Annotated in this window: 18 protein-coding genes and 1 other annotated feature; of the genes, 16 read left to right on the top strand and 2 right to left on the bottom strand. The window is 51.6% G+C overall.

All coding sequences use genetic code 11. From position 1 onward, the window contains the following. Window positions 1–9: 9 nt before the first annotated feature. Window positions 10–1,602 (bottom strand): phosphoglycerate dehydrogenase, encoded by a 1,593-nt coding sequence (serA, locus tag MKX76_RS12140; protein ID WP_028403649.1) that lies wholly within the window; start codon window positions 1,600–1,602, stop codon window positions 10–12. A gap of 186 nt (window positions 1,603–1,788) precedes the next feature. Beyond that, window positions 1,789–2,021: a binding site (T-box leader), on the bottom strand. Between the two features lie 237 nt (window positions 2,022–2,258). On the opposite strand from serA, the gene MKX76_RS12135 reads away from it, so the two are divergent. From MKX76_RS12135 to MKX76_RS12125, 3 genes are read left to right on the top strand one after another with little or no spacing between them, the layout of a single operon-like run. After that, the gene (locus tag MKX76_RS12135; RefSeq protein WP_213615251.1) at window positions 2,259–2,858 is read left to right on the top strand and encodes a CPBP family intramembrane glutamic endopeptidase; all 600 of its coding nucleotides are present in this window, start codon (window positions 2,259–2,261) and stop codon (window positions 2,856–2,858) included. Continuing rightward, window positions 2,845–3,267, top strand: a complete 423-nt coding sequence (locus MKX76_RS12130) for a hypothetical protein (RefSeq protein ID WP_007129794.1) — start codon at window positions 2,845–2,847, stop codon at window positions 3,265–3,267. The genes MKX76_RS12135 and MKX76_RS12130 overlap by 14 nt, the downstream gene beginning before the upstream one ends. Beyond that, a complete protein-coding gene (locus MKX76_RS12125; protein WP_213615249.1) occupies window positions 3,264–4,079 on the top strand; it encodes a metallophosphoesterase in 816 nt (271 codons plus the stop codon). Before MKX76_RS12130 ends, MKX76_RS12125 begins: the two co-directional genes overlap by 4 nt. A gap of 61 nt (window positions 4,080–4,140) precedes the next feature. Here the strand turns inward: MKX76_RS12125 and MKX76_RS12120 are convergent, their stop codons facing one another. Further along, entirely contained in the window at window positions 4,141–5,055 is a 915-nt protein-coding gene (locus MKX76_RS12120) for a polysaccharide deacetylase family protein (protein WP_213615247.1), read from the bottom strand. Window positions 5,056–5,148: 93 nt separating this feature from the next. Here MKX76_RS12120 and MKX76_RS12115 point away from each other — a divergent pair, with 93 nt between their 5' ends. The 13 genes from MKX76_RS12115 (at window position 5,149) to MKX76_RS12055 (ending at window position 15,988) form a co-directional block, all read left to right on the top strand. Further along, window positions 5,149–5,520, top strand: a complete 372-nt coding sequence (locus MKX76_RS12115) for a hypothetical protein (protein WP_341033846.1) — start codon at window positions 5,149–5,151, stop codon at window positions 5,518–5,520. 202 nt (window positions 5,521–5,722) lie between these two features. Beyond that, a complete protein-coding gene (locus MKX76_RS12110) occupies window positions 5,723–6,334 on the top strand; it encodes a genetic competence negative regulator (RefSeq protein ID WP_007129798.1) in 612 nt (203 codons plus the stop codon). Window positions 6,335–6,391: 57 nt separating this feature from the next. Next, a complete protein-coding gene (prsW, locus tag MKX76_RS12105; RefSeq protein WP_007129799.1) occupies window positions 6,392–7,087 on the top strand; it encodes a glutamic-type intramembrane protease PrsW in 696 nt (231 codons plus the stop codon). Between the two features lie 76 nt (window positions 7,088–7,163). Continuing rightward, on the top strand, window positions 7,164–7,310 hold the full coding sequence (locus MKX76_RS12100; protein ID WP_007129800.1) for a hypothetical protein: 147 nt from the start codon (window positions 7,164–7,166) through the stop codon (window positions 7,308–7,310). A gap of 89 nt (window positions 7,311–7,399) precedes the next feature. Continuing rightward, window positions 7,400–8,749, top strand: a complete 1,350-nt coding sequence (gene ypeB, locus MKX76_RS12095) for a germination protein YpeB (protein ID WP_028403646.1) — start codon at window positions 7,400–7,402, stop codon at window positions 8,747–8,749. A gap of 181 nt (window positions 8,750–8,930) precedes the next feature. Continuing rightward, window positions 8,931–9,593, top strand: coding sequence for a flagellar brake protein (locus MKX76_RS12090; RefSeq protein WP_341033844.1), 663 nt, complete (start codon window positions 8,931–8,933; stop codon window positions 9,591–9,593). A 122-nt stretch (window positions 9,594–9,715) separates the two neighbouring features. Further along, window positions 9,716–9,961, top strand: a complete 246-nt coding sequence (locus MKX76_RS12085) for a DUF5359 family protein (RefSeq protein WP_034272109.1) — start codon at window positions 9,716–9,718, stop codon at window positions 9,959–9,961. A 185-nt stretch (window positions 9,962–10,146) separates the two neighbouring features. Continuing rightward, entirely contained in the window at window positions 10,147–10,851 is a 705-nt protein-coding gene (gene cmk / locus MKX76_RS12080; RefSeq protein ID WP_007129803.1) for a (d)CMP kinase, read from the top strand. Further along, complete coding sequence (locus MKX76_RS12075) at window positions 10,848–11,441, top strand: lysophospholipid acyltransferase family protein (RefSeq protein ID WP_007129804.1); 594 nt, start codon at window positions 10,848–10,850, stop codon at window positions 11,439–11,441. The genes cmk and MKX76_RS12075 overlap by 4 nt, the downstream gene beginning before the upstream one ends. 117 nt (window positions 11,442–11,558) lie before the next feature. After that, window positions 11,559–12,782: a 30S ribosomal protein S1 gene (gene rpsA / locus MKX76_RS12070; RefSeq protein WP_007129805.1), complete on the top strand. Its 1,224-nt coding sequence runs from the start codon at window positions 11,559–11,561 to the stop codon at window positions 12,780–12,782. A 209-nt stretch (window positions 12,783–12,991) separates the two neighbouring features. Next, window positions 12,992–14,314, top strand: coding sequence for a ribosome biogenesis GTPase Der (gene der / locus MKX76_RS12065; protein WP_007129806.1), 1,323 nt, complete (start codon window positions 12,992–12,994; stop codon window positions 14,312–14,314). 11 nt (window positions 14,315–14,325) lie between these two features. Then, on the top strand, window positions 14,326–14,955 hold the full coding sequence (gene plsY, locus MKX76_RS12060; protein ID WP_341033839.1) for a glycerol-3-phosphate 1-O-acyltransferase PlsY: 630 nt from the start codon (window positions 14,326–14,328) through the stop codon (window positions 14,953–14,955). Then, the gene (locus MKX76_RS12055; RefSeq protein WP_007129808.1) at window positions 14,948–15,988 is read left to right on the top strand and encodes an NAD(P)H-dependent glycerol-3-phosphate dehydrogenase; all 1,041 of its coding nucleotides are present in this window, start codon (window positions 14,948–14,950) and stop codon (window positions 15,986–15,988) included. Before plsY ends, MKX76_RS12055 begins: the two co-directional genes overlap by 8 nt. Window positions 15,989–16,052 lie beyond the last annotated feature (64 nt).

Genomic DNA, 16,052 nt, shown 5'->3' with positions numbered 1-16,052 from the left:
ACATAGGGATTAGCTGAGCACGATTTGCTGAGCTGTATTGAGTTCTGGAAGTCCGGTCAGCTTCACGAGCACTTCCTTAGGGACGTCCTTGTCAACGGTCAGGCACATGATGGCTTCGCCGCCGATGACCTTCCGGCCGACCTGCATCGAGGCGATATTCACGTCGTTCTCGCCGAGCAGGGTGCCGACGCGCCCGATAATGCCTGGCTTATCGTTGTGCGAGATCAAGATCAGATGGCCTTCAGGCGAAACGTCGACCGGGAATTTGTCGAGACGCACGATCCGTTCGCCGTATCCGAGAAGCAGGGTGCCTGCAACGATGCGTTCCTGCCCGTTTTGCGTTTTTAGCGTTACGGTAACGAGGTTCGCAAAGTCCTTTGTTTTCGGAGTTTGAGAAACGACAACATGAAGATCGCGGCTCTTTGCCAAGTGCATCGAATTGACGATGTTCACTTCGCTGCCGAGATGACGCTCCAGCACGCCTTTCACAATGTAGCGGGTGAGTGCTTGGGTATCGACTTCCGCCAGCTCGCCTGCATAATCGACATGAATCTCTTTCACGGCATGAGCGGTAATTTGAGCCGCTACGCTGCCCAGCTTCTCGCCGAGGGAGAAGTATGGCTGCAGCTTGTTCATGACGCTAGCCGCGACAAGCGGGAAGTTGACGGCATTTTTGAACGGCTCGTTGCGCAAAATATGAAGGACCTGCTCCGATACGTCAATGGCCACGTTCTCTTGGGCTTCAATGGTGGATGCGCCAAGATGCGGAGTGACGATGACCTTCGGATGGCTAAGGAATGGATGGTCGCTTTCAGGCGGCTCATGCTCGAACACGTCAAACGCGGCTCCAGCCACAATGCCTTCGTCGATCGCTTCGACCAATGCGCGTTCGTCGATAATCCCCCCGCGGGCACAGTTCACGATGCGCATGCCGCGCTTCATGACCTCGAATTGCGGGCGGGCGATCATATGACGGGTTTCCGGAGTCAGCGGCGTATGAACCGTGATGAAATCGGCGCTGCGGATAATGCTGTCTACGGATGCGAGCTCAACGCCGAGCTTGTCGGCGCGTTCCTCGGTCAGGAACGGGTCGAATGCCATGATATTCATGCCGAATGCCTTCGCACGCTTTGCGACTTCGCTGCCGATCCGGCCCATCCCCATAACGCCCAAGGTTTTGTTGCGCAGCTCCACTCCGAGGAAGGATTTGCGGTCCCATACGCCGTTGATCGTCTTGGCATAGGCCTGCGGAATATGGCGGGCCAGAGCGATCATCATGGCAAACGTATGCTCAGCGGTCGTGATCGTGTTTCCGTCTGGAGCATTGATAACAACAATACCGCGCTTCGTGGCGGCTTCGAGGTCGATATTATCCACTCCGACTCCGGCGCGGCCAACCACTTTCAGCTTCGTTCCGGCACTCATAATACGCTCGGTTACGCGGGTCTGGCTCCGGACCAGAAGGCCGTCGTACTCTCCGATTATGGCAGTGAGCTCATCTTCGCTGAGCCCTGTCTTTTTGTCTACCTGCACATCGGCTGCATCCATCAATTGCTGGATCCCCAAATCGCTGATCGGATCCGATACCAAAACTTTAAACATGGTTTCACTTCCTCCTTAAATTCTCTATAAATAGTGCTGCAAATATTGAATAAGGAGCGCGCCGGTTAACGCGCATCCGTTATACCGTTGGTTTGGTAAGGCTTGGTTTCTTATAGCAATTGACGCGGTGTCGTAGCAAAGGACCGGGAAATATAAAAACTCCCGACTCCGCATACTACCTCCGTAGTAAGGGACGAGAGTTATTCGTGGTGCCACCCTTATTCGCTGTCCGTAAACTCGAACAGCCTCAAGCGGTCTTATCAGACCATGATTGGTAACGGAATCATCCGATTTGCGCCTACTATTGATTTCAGCGAAATATCTCAGGAACGCTCAAGAATAACCTTCCGCCGCCGATTCTCACCAACCATCGGCTCTCTGCAGGCGTAACAGCTTCTTATTTCCATCATCGGTTTTGTACGAGATTAATTTTTTCATAATGTATCATGGCTTTTACATTGTGTCAATAGGTGGCGATCATCGGTATAATAGGGCAATAAACGGTCTTATGCTTACGGCAGCCTTGAATGTCATGCCAAGAATTTGCTATGATGCATATGCCCGCCATATTTCGCGTTAGCCCTGGATTTGTCGGATTTAGGGTGAAGAAGCATCGAACCGTTCAAATACAAAGATGAAAGACAGGCACAACTTCTATGAAAAAATTTAAAATAAGAGTGAAAAGAATCGAAGCTCACCAGCTAAACGACCGACTTCTTCTTATTAATTTGTACCTGACCCAAGCGCTCACGCTCATTGTCGGCCTGATCTGGATTTTGTTCCAGGGCCGGAACCCACTGGCGCTTCTCGCTGTGCCGAAGGAGCTGGAGTTTCTGTATTGGGGGCTGGGGCTTGCAGCGGCCATGCTTGTTGTGGATTTGATACTATCCCGCTTTGTGTCCGAGGACAGTATGGATGACGGGGGAATCAACGAGATGCTGTTCCGGAATCGGCCAGTATGGCATATTATCGTTATAGCGATCGTCGTTTCCGTATGCGAGGAGCTTCTGTTTCGGGGAGCGATTCAGCATGCATTCGGGCCATATTGGACCAGCATTTTATTTGCATTGATCCATGTCAGGTATCTGAAGCATTGGCTTCCGACCGGCTGGGTATTCTTGAGCAGCTACGGTCTTGGTCTTGTCTATATTTATACGGGAACATTATGGGCACCGATCCTGTGCCATTTCCTGATCGATTTCATTTCGGGAATGCTGATTCGATTTCGGAGGAAAGAGGAGAATGAACGAACTTAGCAGAATGGAAAGACACCGGAGCCGAAACAAAGGCCGGAAGAACAAAGCATCTTCTGTCTCGCCTCCATCGCCGGCAGCAAAGCCGACAAGACAGGATGCTGGTGAATATACCGAATATACCGGGCTTAGCCGGTCTAAGCCGAGGATGGCCGAAGAGCGGCGGACATACACAGCCAGCGCGGAAGAAGGGCTATCACGGTCCCGCAGAAAGCAATCGGCCACCCAGGACAACATGGAGGAAGCCACAGCTCCGCGGCGAACGCATACATATTCTTCCTACCGTGTTCGGATGAGCAAATGGTTTGTGAACTCATTAATCGTCATATTTATTTTATTGATGGCCAGCTTGCTGTGGTGGGGGCTGATCGGGGCGCCGCCCGTAAGCGAGCTGATAAAGGAGTTATTATGAGCATATGGTTGTGGCTGTCGGGTGCTGCGGCAGCGGGAGTCGGTGTTCTAGGCTGGATGAGCGCCGAAGCGAAGGGCTACCGGGTCCGCGAGGAAGAAGTGGTGACGGAGCGAATCCCGGCGTCCTTTGACGGATTCAGAATTCTGTTCCTGACCGATATCCATCGGAGGGAGTTGTCGGAACGGAAGCTGATGGCTGCGCTGCAGCCTGTAGACTGCGTCCTGCTTGGCGGCGACATTACGGAGCGAGGCGTTCCCCTGGAGAGGCTGAGGCATAACATGGAGGTGCTCCGGCGGGTTGCACCCGTCTATGCGGTCCTCGGCAACCACGATTTGTACGCAGGCAAGGATGCGGTGAAGAAGGTGCTGAAGGAAACCGGCGTGACCCTGCTGAGCGATAAAACGGTCCGGATCACGATCGGGAATGACTACGTCTCCCTTAGCGGCATTCGCCAGCCTAAGAGCAAGCGGCATCCTTATTCCCATTTCAAAGGCAGCCTGCACGGCGACGAATACCATATTTTGCTCGTGCATGATCCGGTTTGGCTTAAGGGCAGGGAAGAGGCGAATTGTGATCTGCTGCTTGCCGGCCATACGCACGGCGGACAAATCGTGCTTCCGCTTGCGGGCGCGGTCCGGCTCGAGCGTTTCTACAAATCCTTTAAGTCCGGCTGGTATTCGATCCCAAGGGCTGCAAGCGAGAAGCTTCCGGACACGCGCATGCTGATCAGCCGGGGCTTCGGAACCTCGCACATCCCTCTACGGCTGTTATGCCCGGCGGAGTACCATGTGCTGACTTTGCGTAAAATGTGAAAAAGCCTTCATTCTTCCTTCCAGATAAAGCAAGGAGAAGAAGGCTTTTTTTGTGTTGTAATCAGCGGATCTGAGGCTCAATCGTCCGGGGATCCACGAAACCATAACCTTTGGCTTCCAGCTTGGTCAGCAAATCGTCGAGCGCTTCGACCGTCCAGGGAAGCTCATGCATCAAAATATTGCTGCCCGGATGGAGCTGCTCCAGCACGTTGTTGATGACCGCCTCGGGCTTGTTTTTATTTTTGCTCTCCCAGTCCAGCGAGCCGTTCGACCATGTCATGTACAGCAAGTCATTCTCTGAAGCGATATCCTTGACGGCATCTCCGCCCGACCCGAACGGAGGTCGGAAGAACGCAGGCTCCGTACCGATCGTATCCTTCACAATTTGCTGTACATCTTCAATTTGCTGACGGACCTTTGCTTGGCTCTCCTGCTTCAAGTCGATATGGTCCCAAGCGTGATTGCCGATGATCTGCCCCCGGTCATGGATGATGCTGAGCAGCTCGGGATTTGCTTTTACACGGTATCCGTTAACGAAGAAAATAGCCTTGGCCTGGTGCTTGTCCAGCGTGTCGATCAGTCGGTTGATCATGTCCGCATCCTTCGGTCCATCGTCGAAGGTGAGCAGCACGACCTTAGAAGGCACGGATTCGTCATTCGGGACGATGCGGTACACCTTATTCATATGATACTTGAGTTCCGGCTTCTCATCAGCTGCCGGCTGCTCGCTGGCTTGTTCATCAGCAGTGCCGGGTACTTTCGTACCGCCGGCAGTTCCGCTCGACTCCTTATCGGCGGCAGCAGGAGGGGCTTCTTGTTCCTGAGGCGTCACCGGCTCAGCCGTTTTCGTATCTGGCTTAATCGGATTGCCTGATTCAGCGGGCACGCTATGGTTCTGGCCGTTTCCTTGGTTTCCGCAAGCGCTGAGCAGAATGCAGCAGGCCAGCAGGATGATCTTTGTTGTCGTTTTAACCATGATTCCATCTCTCTTTCCTGTATTTATGTAGCATGAGTTGCCTCCGGCGCGAGAACACTAACCCTGAGTTTAACATAGAAGGAGGTATCATTTGTGAAGACTTCGTCATTTCTGTACGGTGTAATCATCGGTGCGGTAGCAAGCCGTATGATATCCCGCAAAGGCAGTTTGTCGCTTGCCTCGATGATGAAAGACGTTAATGTTGGCCGTTTCGCCGACACCGCTTTAAGCAAGATTCAAAACGGAATCGGGAATAACAATGGCTCAAGCCAAGAAAGCGTGCGTCCCAGTTCAAGCCGACATGATTCCTCTAATCCCGTTGGAGCTGCAGGGGTATCGTCATCGTCTAATTCGAAGGCTGCCAACCTGAAGCAGCTGAAGGATTTTATCCGCAGCAATCCGGACGTGAAACAAGAGGTTGAGCAAATCTTGAAAGAAACGCATACCGTCTTACCGGGATTGTAAACGATGCAATTCTTTTTGAATCATTCCGTGGGGAAACCATCCTTCCATCCCTGTGAATGATTCTTTTTTCTTAAACTACATATTTACGTGCATTTACGGGTATTAAATGATAAAATCAATTATATAAAACCATTTTTATCACGTCATAATCCAGACATCATAATTTGTTATAAACTTTTGTATACGTTAGGAGGATCCTGTCATGAAAATAGAACGTTTGAGTCAAGATAAGATACGGATTTTCCTCACGTTTGACGATCTGAGTGAGCGTGGGATCCAGAAGGAAGAAATGTGGCAGGAAATACCTAAAGTTTATGACCTGTTTACAGAGATGATGGATCAGGCATACAGTGAGCTCGGATTTGATGCCACCGGACCGCTTGCCGTTGAGGTGTTTGCACTGCCTGCCCAGGGCATGGTGGTAATTGTGACGAGAGGGAAGTACGATCATCATTTCGGCGGCTTGTCCGAAGACGATATGCCGGACGAGATTTATGAAATGGAAGTAACGCTGGATGAAAGTGATAAAATCGTCTATGTGTTCCAGGATTTCGAAGTGCTCATTGAAGCTTCGCATATGCTGAAGGACCTCGTGGACGGAGCAGGTACGCTTTATCACTATATGGATAGATGGTTTTTGTATCTGGAGCCAGAGGAGCTTCAGAGCGACAAGTTGCCGGCGATCATTGCAGTTCTGGCAGAATTCGGCGAATCCTCCTCGGTAACGGAGGCTATGCTGGAGGAGTACGGGAAGAAGATCATGCCTCAGCAAGCGATTGAGGTTATTTGCAGTCACTTCCAGCGTCAGCATTAATACAATGTGGGCGTGAGTGCCGGACTAGAGGCTCGAAACTAACGGAGGGGAAATTTGGTGCTGGTGTTCTCGATCATAGCGTCGGCTTTGGCGCCGGGACTCGCGTTGCTCACGTATTTTTACCTGAAGGACAGGTATGATCAGGAACCTTTGCATATGGTCATCAAGGTATTTCTGCTTGGGGTTCTGATCGTGTTTCCTGTCATGATTCTGCAGCGGGGAATGATACTTTGGCTCGGCGATCATCCGGTTGTCCAATCATTGCTCGTATCTGCGGGCATTGAAGAGTTTTTGAAATGGTTTGTCATGTATCACATTATTTTCAACCATACGGAATTCGATGAGCCTTACGACGGGATTCTATATGCTGCGGCGATTTCGTTGGGCTTTGCTACAGTAGAAAATTTGCTGTACGCATGGTACAGCCAGGCTGCATTCGGTCCCATGTTCCTTCGAGCGCTGCTCCCGGTGTCCGGTCACGCCATGTTTGGCGTGATTATGGGCTACTATATCGGGCACGCCAGGTTTTCAGGGGAGAATCGGAAGAGGTTTTATCTGGCTCTTTCGTTCATCGTCCCTTGGATATGGCATGGACTGTATGATTTGATTTTAAACCTCTTGACGCATACGTGGATCTGGTTTATCGTTCCGCTGATGGTACTGTTGTGGTACGGAGGCATGGGGAAAATCTCCAGAGCAAACAATCGCTCGCCTTTTCGTTTCATCAACCGGGAGGAAGAGATTAACACGTAATCAAAAAGGACACACTGGGGCTATAGGCGCTTACGCTGACGGCATAAACGCCAATATAGCTCTGGAGGTGTCTTTTTTGCGTATCAAGGTGAAAATTTTGTGCAAGGATTGCGGCGAGCGCTTCATTCTTCGCGGAAAGAAGGAGCACGGCCGGATCGAGACCGGCTTTAAGCAATGCTTATGCAACAATCGTGATCATTTCGAGATTGAGGAAGATTTCTAAAACATGAAGTGATCGTACAGCGATGCATAAGACTTCTTTTTTCTAGTCAAACTAACGGCAGTGAGTAGAAGAAAGGAGACTAACGCATCATGTATAAACGACTTAGCGCGATTCTGTTCCCTGTCGCCACCGTTTTGTTGATCGGGGCTTTGGTGTGGGGATATCAGGAGAACAAAGAGAAGAACGCGATATTGATTAATGCAGAAAACCAGTATCAACGCGCCTTTCATGATTTGTCCTATCATATGGACCGGCTGCATACCGAGTTAGGGAATACGCTCGCCGTCAGCTCCACTTCTCAGGGAATGCACCGGAAAGGCCTCATGAACGTTTGGCGCATTACGAGCGAAGCTCAAAATGAGATCAACCAGCTGCCACTGGGTCTGCTGCCGTTCAACAAGACGGAAGAATTCCTGTCCCGCATCTCTAATTTCGCCTATAAGACAGGCGTTCGTGATTTGACGAAGGAGCCGCTGAGCGAAAATGAAGTCAAGACGCTCAAAACACTCTACGCCAATTCCGGTGAAATTACGAAGGATCTTCAATCGGTGCAGAACAAGGTCATTGCCAGCGGGCTGCGCTGGATGGATGTCGAAACTGCGCTCGTGTCGAACAATACGCAGGACAACTCCATTATCGACGGCTTCAGAACCGTTGACAAAAAGGTCGAAGCTTATCCCGAGCTGGACTGGGGCCCTTCGGTCAGCAGCATTTACGACCGCAGGTCCGTGAAGCAATTGGCCGGCATGCCTGTCTCCGCAGAGGACGTCAAACGCAAAGCGCTGAAATTCTCGGATTCGGACGGGAACGCCAGGGTACGGGTAACCCAAAACGGGAAGGGGACCGATTGGTCATCCTATACCGTTCATGTGAATCAAAACCGGGGCCACAAGATCAGCATGGACTTCACCGAGAAGGGCGGCCAGCTGATCGCGTACACGAAGGAGCGCAATGTAGGCGCGAAGAAAGTTTCCGTGCAGGATGCCATCGATAAGGCACAGGATTTTCTTGCTAGAAAAGGCTATACCGATATGACGGCGGTGTCCGCAGACCAATATGACAATATGGCGAACTTCTCCTTCGTGCGTGAGGAGGACGGCGTTCTCATCTATCCGGAGAAGATCACGGTCCGTTCAGCCATGGACAACGGGGAGGTCCTCGGATTTCAAGCAAGCGATTTTGTGTACGAGCACCAGATCAAGCGCGAGATTCCGCAGCCTAAGCTGAAGCTCGCCCAAGCGAAGAAAACGCTGAACCCGGAGTACAAAATTCTGTACAACCGCAAGGCGTTAATCAAAAACGACCGCAACGAGGATGTGCTGTGCTATGAATTTGGAGGGCGCATCAACGGGTCGCAGTATCGGATCTATATCAATGCGGATACCGGACTGGAAGAGACGGTTGAAGTCGTAAAAGACGCGCAAGCCGGAATTCGATAAGATAACAAACGGACGTTTTGAGGGCGGGCCGCTCAAGCTTCATTGCTTGGGCGGCTTTTTGTATGATGGAGAAACATGGAAGGACAAGGCTCGACAGACCGCGCGAAATTCGTTCAAATTATCCCATAAAGACCGCCTGCCCGTGATATAATGGGAATTATTGATTATGAAGAAATAGTAGGTGAGCGCTTTGTATCCGAAGATCAATGAGGTCCTCTATATCCAGCTCGATACGGGGGATCAGAAGGAAGCCGAGGTCTTGTATAAATCCCGCATTTCCGACATGGACGGCGAATCGATTTATATGGAGGTTCCCCTTCAAGAAGGAACAGGAAGACTGAAGAAGCTTTATATCGGCGATGAGATATCCGCTTACTTTCTGACCGAAGGCGGTGTAAAGAATTATTTTAATTCCTATGTGCTGAGCCACCATGAGGACGTCATCAAGCTGGTGCGGATCAAGAAGCCGGAGTCCGACCAGATTACGAAGGTGCAGAGAAGAGGCTTCCTACGGGTACAATCCGAGCTGGAAGTAGCCGTGACGGCAAAGGACGGAGCCCGGTTTCTAACCAAGACCGAGGATGTCGGGGGCGGCGGCATCTCGCTTTATTTGGAGCCGGGCCAGTCGCTCAAAGAGGGGGATCTTCTGGATTGCTGGATTCTGGTTCCCTATAAGAACGGATCGGTTGAGCATATCCCATTCGAAGGTGAAGTCGTCCGGTTGAAAGAGCTTCCCGTGGGCCGGAGCATCGTTATGATGAAATTCACCCAGATTCTGGACATGGAACGTCAAAAACTGATCCGGTACTGCTTCGAGAGACAGTTTGATTTTCGAAATCGATAATCTCTGACCGCCTGGATGCATATATTCGTTCAGGCTGTGGCACACTACCGGAAATTTCATGATGGAAGGAATGTTGTGTCATAACCGAGGAGCAAAGCAAATCGATCAGGGGGCAGCGGGAAATGGAGCCCGGTGAAGCGCAAGATTCGATCGGACAAGCCCTGGAAGCGCTGGCCGGAAAGCTGCTCTTCCGCGTGCTGATCGGTCTCGCGGCAGCTTTGGTGATCATGCAGCTGCTGCTGCATTATGAGCCTGCCAGGCCCTATATTTCGCCGGTTCAGCAGATGGAGGGAGTCCCCGTAAACGAGCAAAATGTCAACGATTGGATGGGGGGAAACACCCCTTCTCTTTTGCATCACTCCAGCTAGTGTGGTATAATTTTCACGTCGCAGGCAGGCGCCTGCTTTTTTCTTGAAGGTTAAGAAGGTATGAGTCTAATCTTGCACTTTCTTATCTTATTTTCTCTAAAATCATCTGTCATTTGATCCGTTTCATGAAAAATGCTAGAAGCGACAGATGGGCTGGAGACGTACGTTTGAGGAGGAATGCCCCGTTGGTTATGCAGGGGACAGGTTACCAGGACAGAATCAATATTGCCATCGACGGTCCTGCAGGGGCGGGTAAAAGCACAGTAGCACGTATGGTGGCCAGCAGGCTTCAATACATCTATGTGGATACCGGCGCCATGTACCGGGCGGTCACTTGGTTTATGCTGAATCAAGGAATTGATGCAGAAAATCACGAAAAAGTGCTTCAACATGCGCAAAATATGGTGATTGAATTAAAACCGCATGAAACAGGCCAAATGGTGTTGTTGAATGGGGAAGATGTCACACCGTATATCCGATTGCATCAGGTGAGTGCATCCGTTTCCAAGTATGCGCGGATCGAAGGCTTGCGGACCAAGCTTGTCCATCTGCAGCAGCAAATGGCGACACAGAAAGGCGTCGTCATGGACGGACGCGACATCGGCACTACGGTTCTACCGGACGCTGAACTCAAGATCTTCATGACGGCCAGCGTCAAGGAGCGAGCGCTCCGCCGGTTCAATGAGCTTCGCGACGAGAGCATTACGCTGGAACAGCTGGAACATGATATCGCAGAGCGCGACCGTCTCGATGCAGAGCGTGAAGTATCGCCGCTTCGATGTGCGGAGGACGCCATCGTTCTGGATACGACGCATATGGATATCAACCAGGTGGTCGAAGCGATTCTTTCATATTGCGAAACTGTATTGGATGGGGAGAGGAAGGCATGATTTACGTTTTTTGCAGAGCGGTAGTCCGCGGTTTGTTCGCTATTCTGTACCGGTTTGAATCTGTCGGCGTACATAATATCCCTTCCGAGGGCGGCGTACTGATCTGCAGCAATCATCTCAGCGTGCGCGACCCGATTTCGGTCGGCATTCACGTGAAGCGCCAGGTTAAATTTATGGCGAAAGCGGAGCTGTTCAAAATTCCGGTATTCGGATGGCTGATTGACAAGCTTGGCGCATTTCCGGTAAAGCGCGGCGGCGTCAGCAAGGAATCGATCAAGACCGCACTGACCATTCTGCGTCAGGGTGAAGTGATGGGGATTTTCCCGGAGGGCACCCGGAATTCGGATGCAACGGCAGCGAAGCGGGGGGCGGCAAGCTTTGCGCTCCGGAGCGGCGCGACGGTCATTCCGGCGGCGATCATCGGAGATTACAAGCTGTTTCGGAAGGTTAAGATCATTTACGGAGCACCCGTAGACTTATCCCGTTTCGAAGGCGACAAATCGCCGGAAGCGCTCGATGCCGCAACTGAAATCATTATGAGTAAAATCCATGAAATGCGGGCAACCGGTAAGCCGACCGTGAACGGATGAATCGGTTTGATGCATAAAAAGCGCCATTTTCATGGAAAGATACTACAGCAATTATGTTTTGAACTTCGCCTATGCGAGTTTAAATAAATGGGGTTTGAATTGAGGAGGTTATTTGACATGTCGGAAGAAACAAGAAATCAAGAGTCTGCTGAAATGCAAAGCCAGGAGCAGCTCGACCAAATCGTATCCTTGAAAAAAGGGGACACCGTGAAAGGGACGATCGTCAAATTGGAGGACAACCAGGCTTATGTAAGCATTGGATATAAATACGACGGCGTAATTCCTGTTCGCGAACTGTCTTCTGTACAGCTGGACAACGCATCCGATGCGGTTCAGGTTGGCCAAGAGGTTGAGTGCAAGGTTGTCAGCATTAACGACGACAAGGAAAGCCTTGTTCTGTCCAAGCGCGCAATCGACGCCGAGAACGCTTGGGATGAACTGGAGAAGCATTTCGAAGCACAAGACGTGTTCGAAGTGACTGTTGCAGACGTCGTTAAGGGCGGTCTTGTAGCAGACGTTGGCGCACGCGGCTTTATCCCTGCTTCCATGGTAGAGCGTCACTTTGTAGAGGATTTCAGCGACTACAAAGGCCGCACGCTTCGCGTAAAAGTGAAGGAGCTTGACCGTGAGAACAACAAGGTGATCCTTTCCCAGAAGGACGTTCTGGAAGAGGAATTCGAAGCCAACAAGCAAAAGGTGATGGCCGAGCTTAAAGAAGGTCAAGTGCTCGAGGGCACGGTGCAGCGTCTGACCCAATTCGGCGCATTCGTTGACGTAGGCGGCGTTGACGGACTGGTTCACGTATCCGAAATCGCTTGGAACCACGTGGATAAGCCTTCCGACGTATTGTCCGAAGGAGATCAGGTTCGCGTGAAGGTGCTTAAGGTTGACCCTGAAAAAGGAAAAATCAGCCTCAGCATCAAGGCTGCCGGCCCAGGACCTTGGGAAACTGCAGGCGAGCAATTCCACACCGGCGACATCGTTACAGGCGTCGTTAAGCGTCTTGTAAGCTTTGGCGCATTCGTTGAATTGGCTCCTGGCGTAGAAGGCCTGGTTCATATTTCTCAAATCTCGCACAAGCACATCGGCACTCCGCAAGAGGTGCTGAAAGAAGGACAGGAAGTTCAAGTGAAAGTTCTTGACATCAATCCTTCCGAGCAGCGCGTAAGCTTGAGCATTAAAGAAACAGAGGAAGCGCCGGCACAAGCTCCTAGAGCAGAAAAACCGTCCAAAGGTCCTAAAATCGACCTGAAAGACAACCCGAACGTTTCTTTGAACAATCAGGGTATGAGCGTAACGCTTGGAGAGCGCTTTGGCGATAAGCTGAGCAAGTTCAAGTAAGCCCGAAAATTGTCATGTACGGTCTATTGACCTGTCATAACGAGTCGGCGAACCCACATTTCTGGGTTCGCCGTTTGTTTTTGTTAGGGACGAAAGCAAGCGGATGTTGTAACATGGGGAAGAGCATAATAGAAATGATATGAAAGGTTAGCCAATTGAAACGATTTTTGCTATGATGATAATCGTAAGAATTGACAGGAGGAGTGAATATGGCAAGACCCGTAGTGGCCATTGTCGGAAGGCCAAATGTTGGCAAATCAACGATTTTTAACAGGCTGATCGGCGATAGACTGGCCATTGTTGAAGATAAACCGGGCATAACCCGAGACCGGATATACGGAAGCGCCGAATGGAACGGCAAAGCGTTCAGCGTGATCGATACCGGGGGAATTGAGATCGACGGAGACGACATGATCTTGAAGTCGATCCGGATGCAGGCTGAGCTGGCAATCGAAGAAGCAGACGTCATTATTTTCATGTGCGATGCGAAGACCGGTGTGACGCAATCTGACGAGGAAGTGGCACAGATTCTGTTCCGGTCGGGCAAACCGGTCATTCTCGCGGTTAATAAAGTGGATAATTTGAAGCGCGCTGAAGATATTTATGAATTCTATTCCCTTGGCTTCGGCGATCCGGTAGGCATATCCGGAAGCCACGGCACCGGGATCGGAGATCTGCTGGATGTGGTCGTTGAGAACCTGCCGGATCTGGCGGACGACGACTATGATGAGGACGTGATCCGTGTCGCGCTGATCGGTCGTCCGAACGTTGGGAAATCGTCGCTTGTCAACGCCATCCTAGGCGAAGAGCGGGTCATCGTCAGCGATATTGCCGGCACTACCCGCGATGCGATCGATACCCCATTCGAGAAGGACGGTCAGCGTTATGTGTTGATCGATACGGCCGGCATGCGAAAACGCGGCAAGGTGTACGAGACGACGGAGAAATACAGCGTCATGCGCGCCATGCGCGCCATTGAGCGGGCTGACGTTGTTCTGGTTCTGATTAACGGCGAAGAGGGCATTATCGAGCAGGACAAGCATATCGCCGGCTATGCGTACGAGGCCGGAAAAGCTTCCCTGTTCGTTGTCAACAAATGGGATGTCGTCGAGAAGGATGACAAGACGATGCAGCAGTTCGAGCGCAAGATCCGGGACCATTTCCTGTTCATGACCTATGCGCCGATCGTATTCCTGTCGGCCAAGACCAAACAGCGGCTGCATAAGCTGCTGCCGGTAGTCAAGCATGTGGCAGAGCAGCACTCGCTGCGCGTCCAGACGCATCTGCTGAATGACGTTATCTCCGATGCGATTGCGATCAACCCGCCTCCTACAGACAAAGGCAGAAGATTGCGCATTAACTATTCAACACAGGTAGCGGTCAAACCGCCGACGATGGTTGTATTCGTTAATGACCCGGAATTGATGCACTTCTCTTATGAACGATATCTGGAGAACAAGATCCGGGCCGCATTTGATTTTGAAGGTACACCCATCAGGATATTTACACGAAGAAAGTCTGATGAGAGTTAGGGGAGAATAGCTTGGTTCTGGAGATCGTAGCGATACTTGTATGTTATTTATTGGGTTCGGTGAGCTTTAGCGTGCTGTTTGCCAAGTTTCTCAAGGGAATCGACATACGGCAGCACGGCAGCGGCAACGCAGGGGCGACCAATACCCTTCGTGTCCTTGGAAAGGGACCTGCAATCCTGGTGCTTGCACTCGACGTTCTCAAAGGCATTGCAGCCGTATGGATTGGCCGGTGGCTGGGCGGAGACAATGAATGGCTGCCGGGTCTTTGCGGCATTGCAGCCATAATTGGCCATAATTGGCCGCTTTATTTCCGCTTTCGCGGGGGCAAAGGCATCGCGACGGCGATCGGCGTGCTTGCAACGCTGTGCTTCCTGCCTGCGTTCTATGCAGGCATCATCGCCATTTCGTCGATTGTATTTACCCGGTACGTTTCATTGGGGTCTCTTATTTTCGTTGTGCTTACACCGATATTTTTGCTGATTGCCGGGTATCCTTGGCCGGTATTTTGGACAAGTCTCATAATATGCATATTCGCCTTCTGGCGACACCGCAGCAACATTGTGAAGATCGTACAGGGCCGCGAGAACAAGCTCGGCTCCGGCGGTAAAGGCAAGGATAAAGGAGGAAAGCGCGTTGTCTGACAAAGTGGCCGTTCTCGTTGCTGGAAGCTGGGGAACAGCGCTGGCAAGCGTTCTCGCTTCCAACAACCGGGAAGTGTGGGTTTGGACCAGAACGGAGGAGCAGGCTCGGGAGATTAACGAATCACACACCAACAATCGGTATCTGCCGGGGATCACACTCCCCTCCAATATACAAGCGACTACCGATATGAAAGCAGCCGTTCAATCGGCAGCTGCCGTCGTGATCGTCGCTCCATCCTCAGCCATGCGTGAGGTTGCCGGGCAGCTTAAGGAGCACTGGAATGACGAGATGCTTGTCATCCATGCAACGAAGGGCTTCGAGCTCGATTCGTTAAAGCGGATGTCAACCGTAATTGCCGAAGAACTCGGCTGTGAGGAAGGACGGATCGTCGTGTTATCGGGGCCGAGCCACGCGGAAGAGGTGGTAAGACGGTGTCCGACGACCGTAGTCGTGGCTTCCGCGGATGCGAACGCGGCCGAAGCCGCTCAAGATTTATTCATGAATACCTATTTCAGGGTGTACACGAACCGGGATATGCTGGGCGTTGAGCTGGCAGGTGCTTTAAAGAACATTATCGCGCTCGGAGCGGGCATGTCCGATGGGCTCGGCTTTGGCGATAATGCGAAAGCGGCGCTGATTACGAGAGGCATTGCGGAGATGCTGCGCGTCGGCATGGAGATGGGGGCGAACCCGTTAACCTTTGCCGGCCTCGCGGGAATCGGCGATCTCGTCGTCACCGCGACGAGCCGACACAGCCGAAACTGGCGTGCAGGCTCCATGCTGGGACAGGGCAAGAGCCTGGATGAGGTGTTAAGCTCCATGGGGATGGTTGTGGAAGGCGTTCGGACGACCAAGGCAGCCTATACCATCTCTCAAAAGTACGGCGTCCAGATGCCGATTGCGGACCAGTTATATCACGTGCTGTTCGAAAACCGCGACCCTCGAAGCGCTGTGGAAGGGCTGATGGGACGCGGGCCGAAGACCGAGATGGAAATGATGCCGCTCGAAACTTGGGAGCAATGGCATACCTAGCTTATTCACCAATCCGAGGACTTCCTCATATATTAAGTTGAGGATGCCCGGAGGAGGGGTGGAA

The sequence above is a fragment of the Paenibacillus sp. FSL R5-0810 genome, from assembly GCF_038002285.1.
In the GTDB taxonomy this organism is placed as follows: Bacteria; Bacillota; Bacilli; order Paenibacillales; family Paenibacillaceae; genus Paenibacillus_AQ; species Paenibacillus_AQ lactis.
This window is presented reverse-complemented; position numbering and strand designations above follow the sequence as displayed.

Bases quoted from the DNA above. Each gene is read 5' to 3' on its own strand.
- MKX76_RS12075 (WP_007129804.1), top strand. From the start codon at position 10,848: ATGATTTACGTTTTTTGCAGAGCGGTAGTCCGCGGTTTGTTCGCTATT.
- MKX76_RS12130 (WP_007129794.1), top strand. From the start codon at position 2,845: ATGAACGAACTTAGCAGAATGGAAAGACACCGGAGCCGAAACAAAGGC.
- ypeB (WP_028403646.1), top strand. From the start codon at position 7,400: ATGTATAAACGACTTAGCGCGATTCTGTTCCCTGTCGCCACCGTTTTG.
- MKX76_RS12110 (WP_007129798.1), top strand. From the start codon at position 5,723: ATGAAAATAGAACGTTTGAGTCAAGATAAGATACGGATTTTCCTCACG.
- MKX76_RS12125 (WP_213615249.1), top strand. From the start codon at position 3,264: ATGAGCATATGGTTGTGGCTGTCGGGTGCTGCGGCAGCGGGAGTCGGT.
- MKX76_RS12135 (WP_213615251.1), top strand. From the start codon at position 2,259: ATGAAAAAATTTAAAATAAGAGTGAAAAGAATCGAAGCTCACCAGCTA.
- serA (WP_028403649.1), bottom strand. From the start codon at position 1,602: ATGTTTAAAGTTTTGGTATCGGATCCGATCAGCGATTTGGGGATCCAG.
- MKX76_RS12085 (WP_034272109.1), top strand. From the start codon at position 9,716: ATGGAGCCCGGTGAAGCGCAAGATTCGATCGGACAAGCCCTGGAAGCG.
- rpsA (WP_007129805.1), top strand. From the start codon at position 11,559: ATGTCGGAAGAAACAAGAAATCAAGAGTCTGCTGAAATGCAAAGCCAG.
- der (WP_007129806.1), top strand. From the start codon at position 12,992: ATGGCAAGACCCGTAGTGGCCATTGTCGGAAGGCCAAATGTTGGCAAA.
- MKX76_RS12120 (WP_213615247.1), bottom strand. From the start codon at position 5,055: ATGGTTAAAACGACAACAAAGATCATCCTGCTGGCCTGCTGCATTCTG.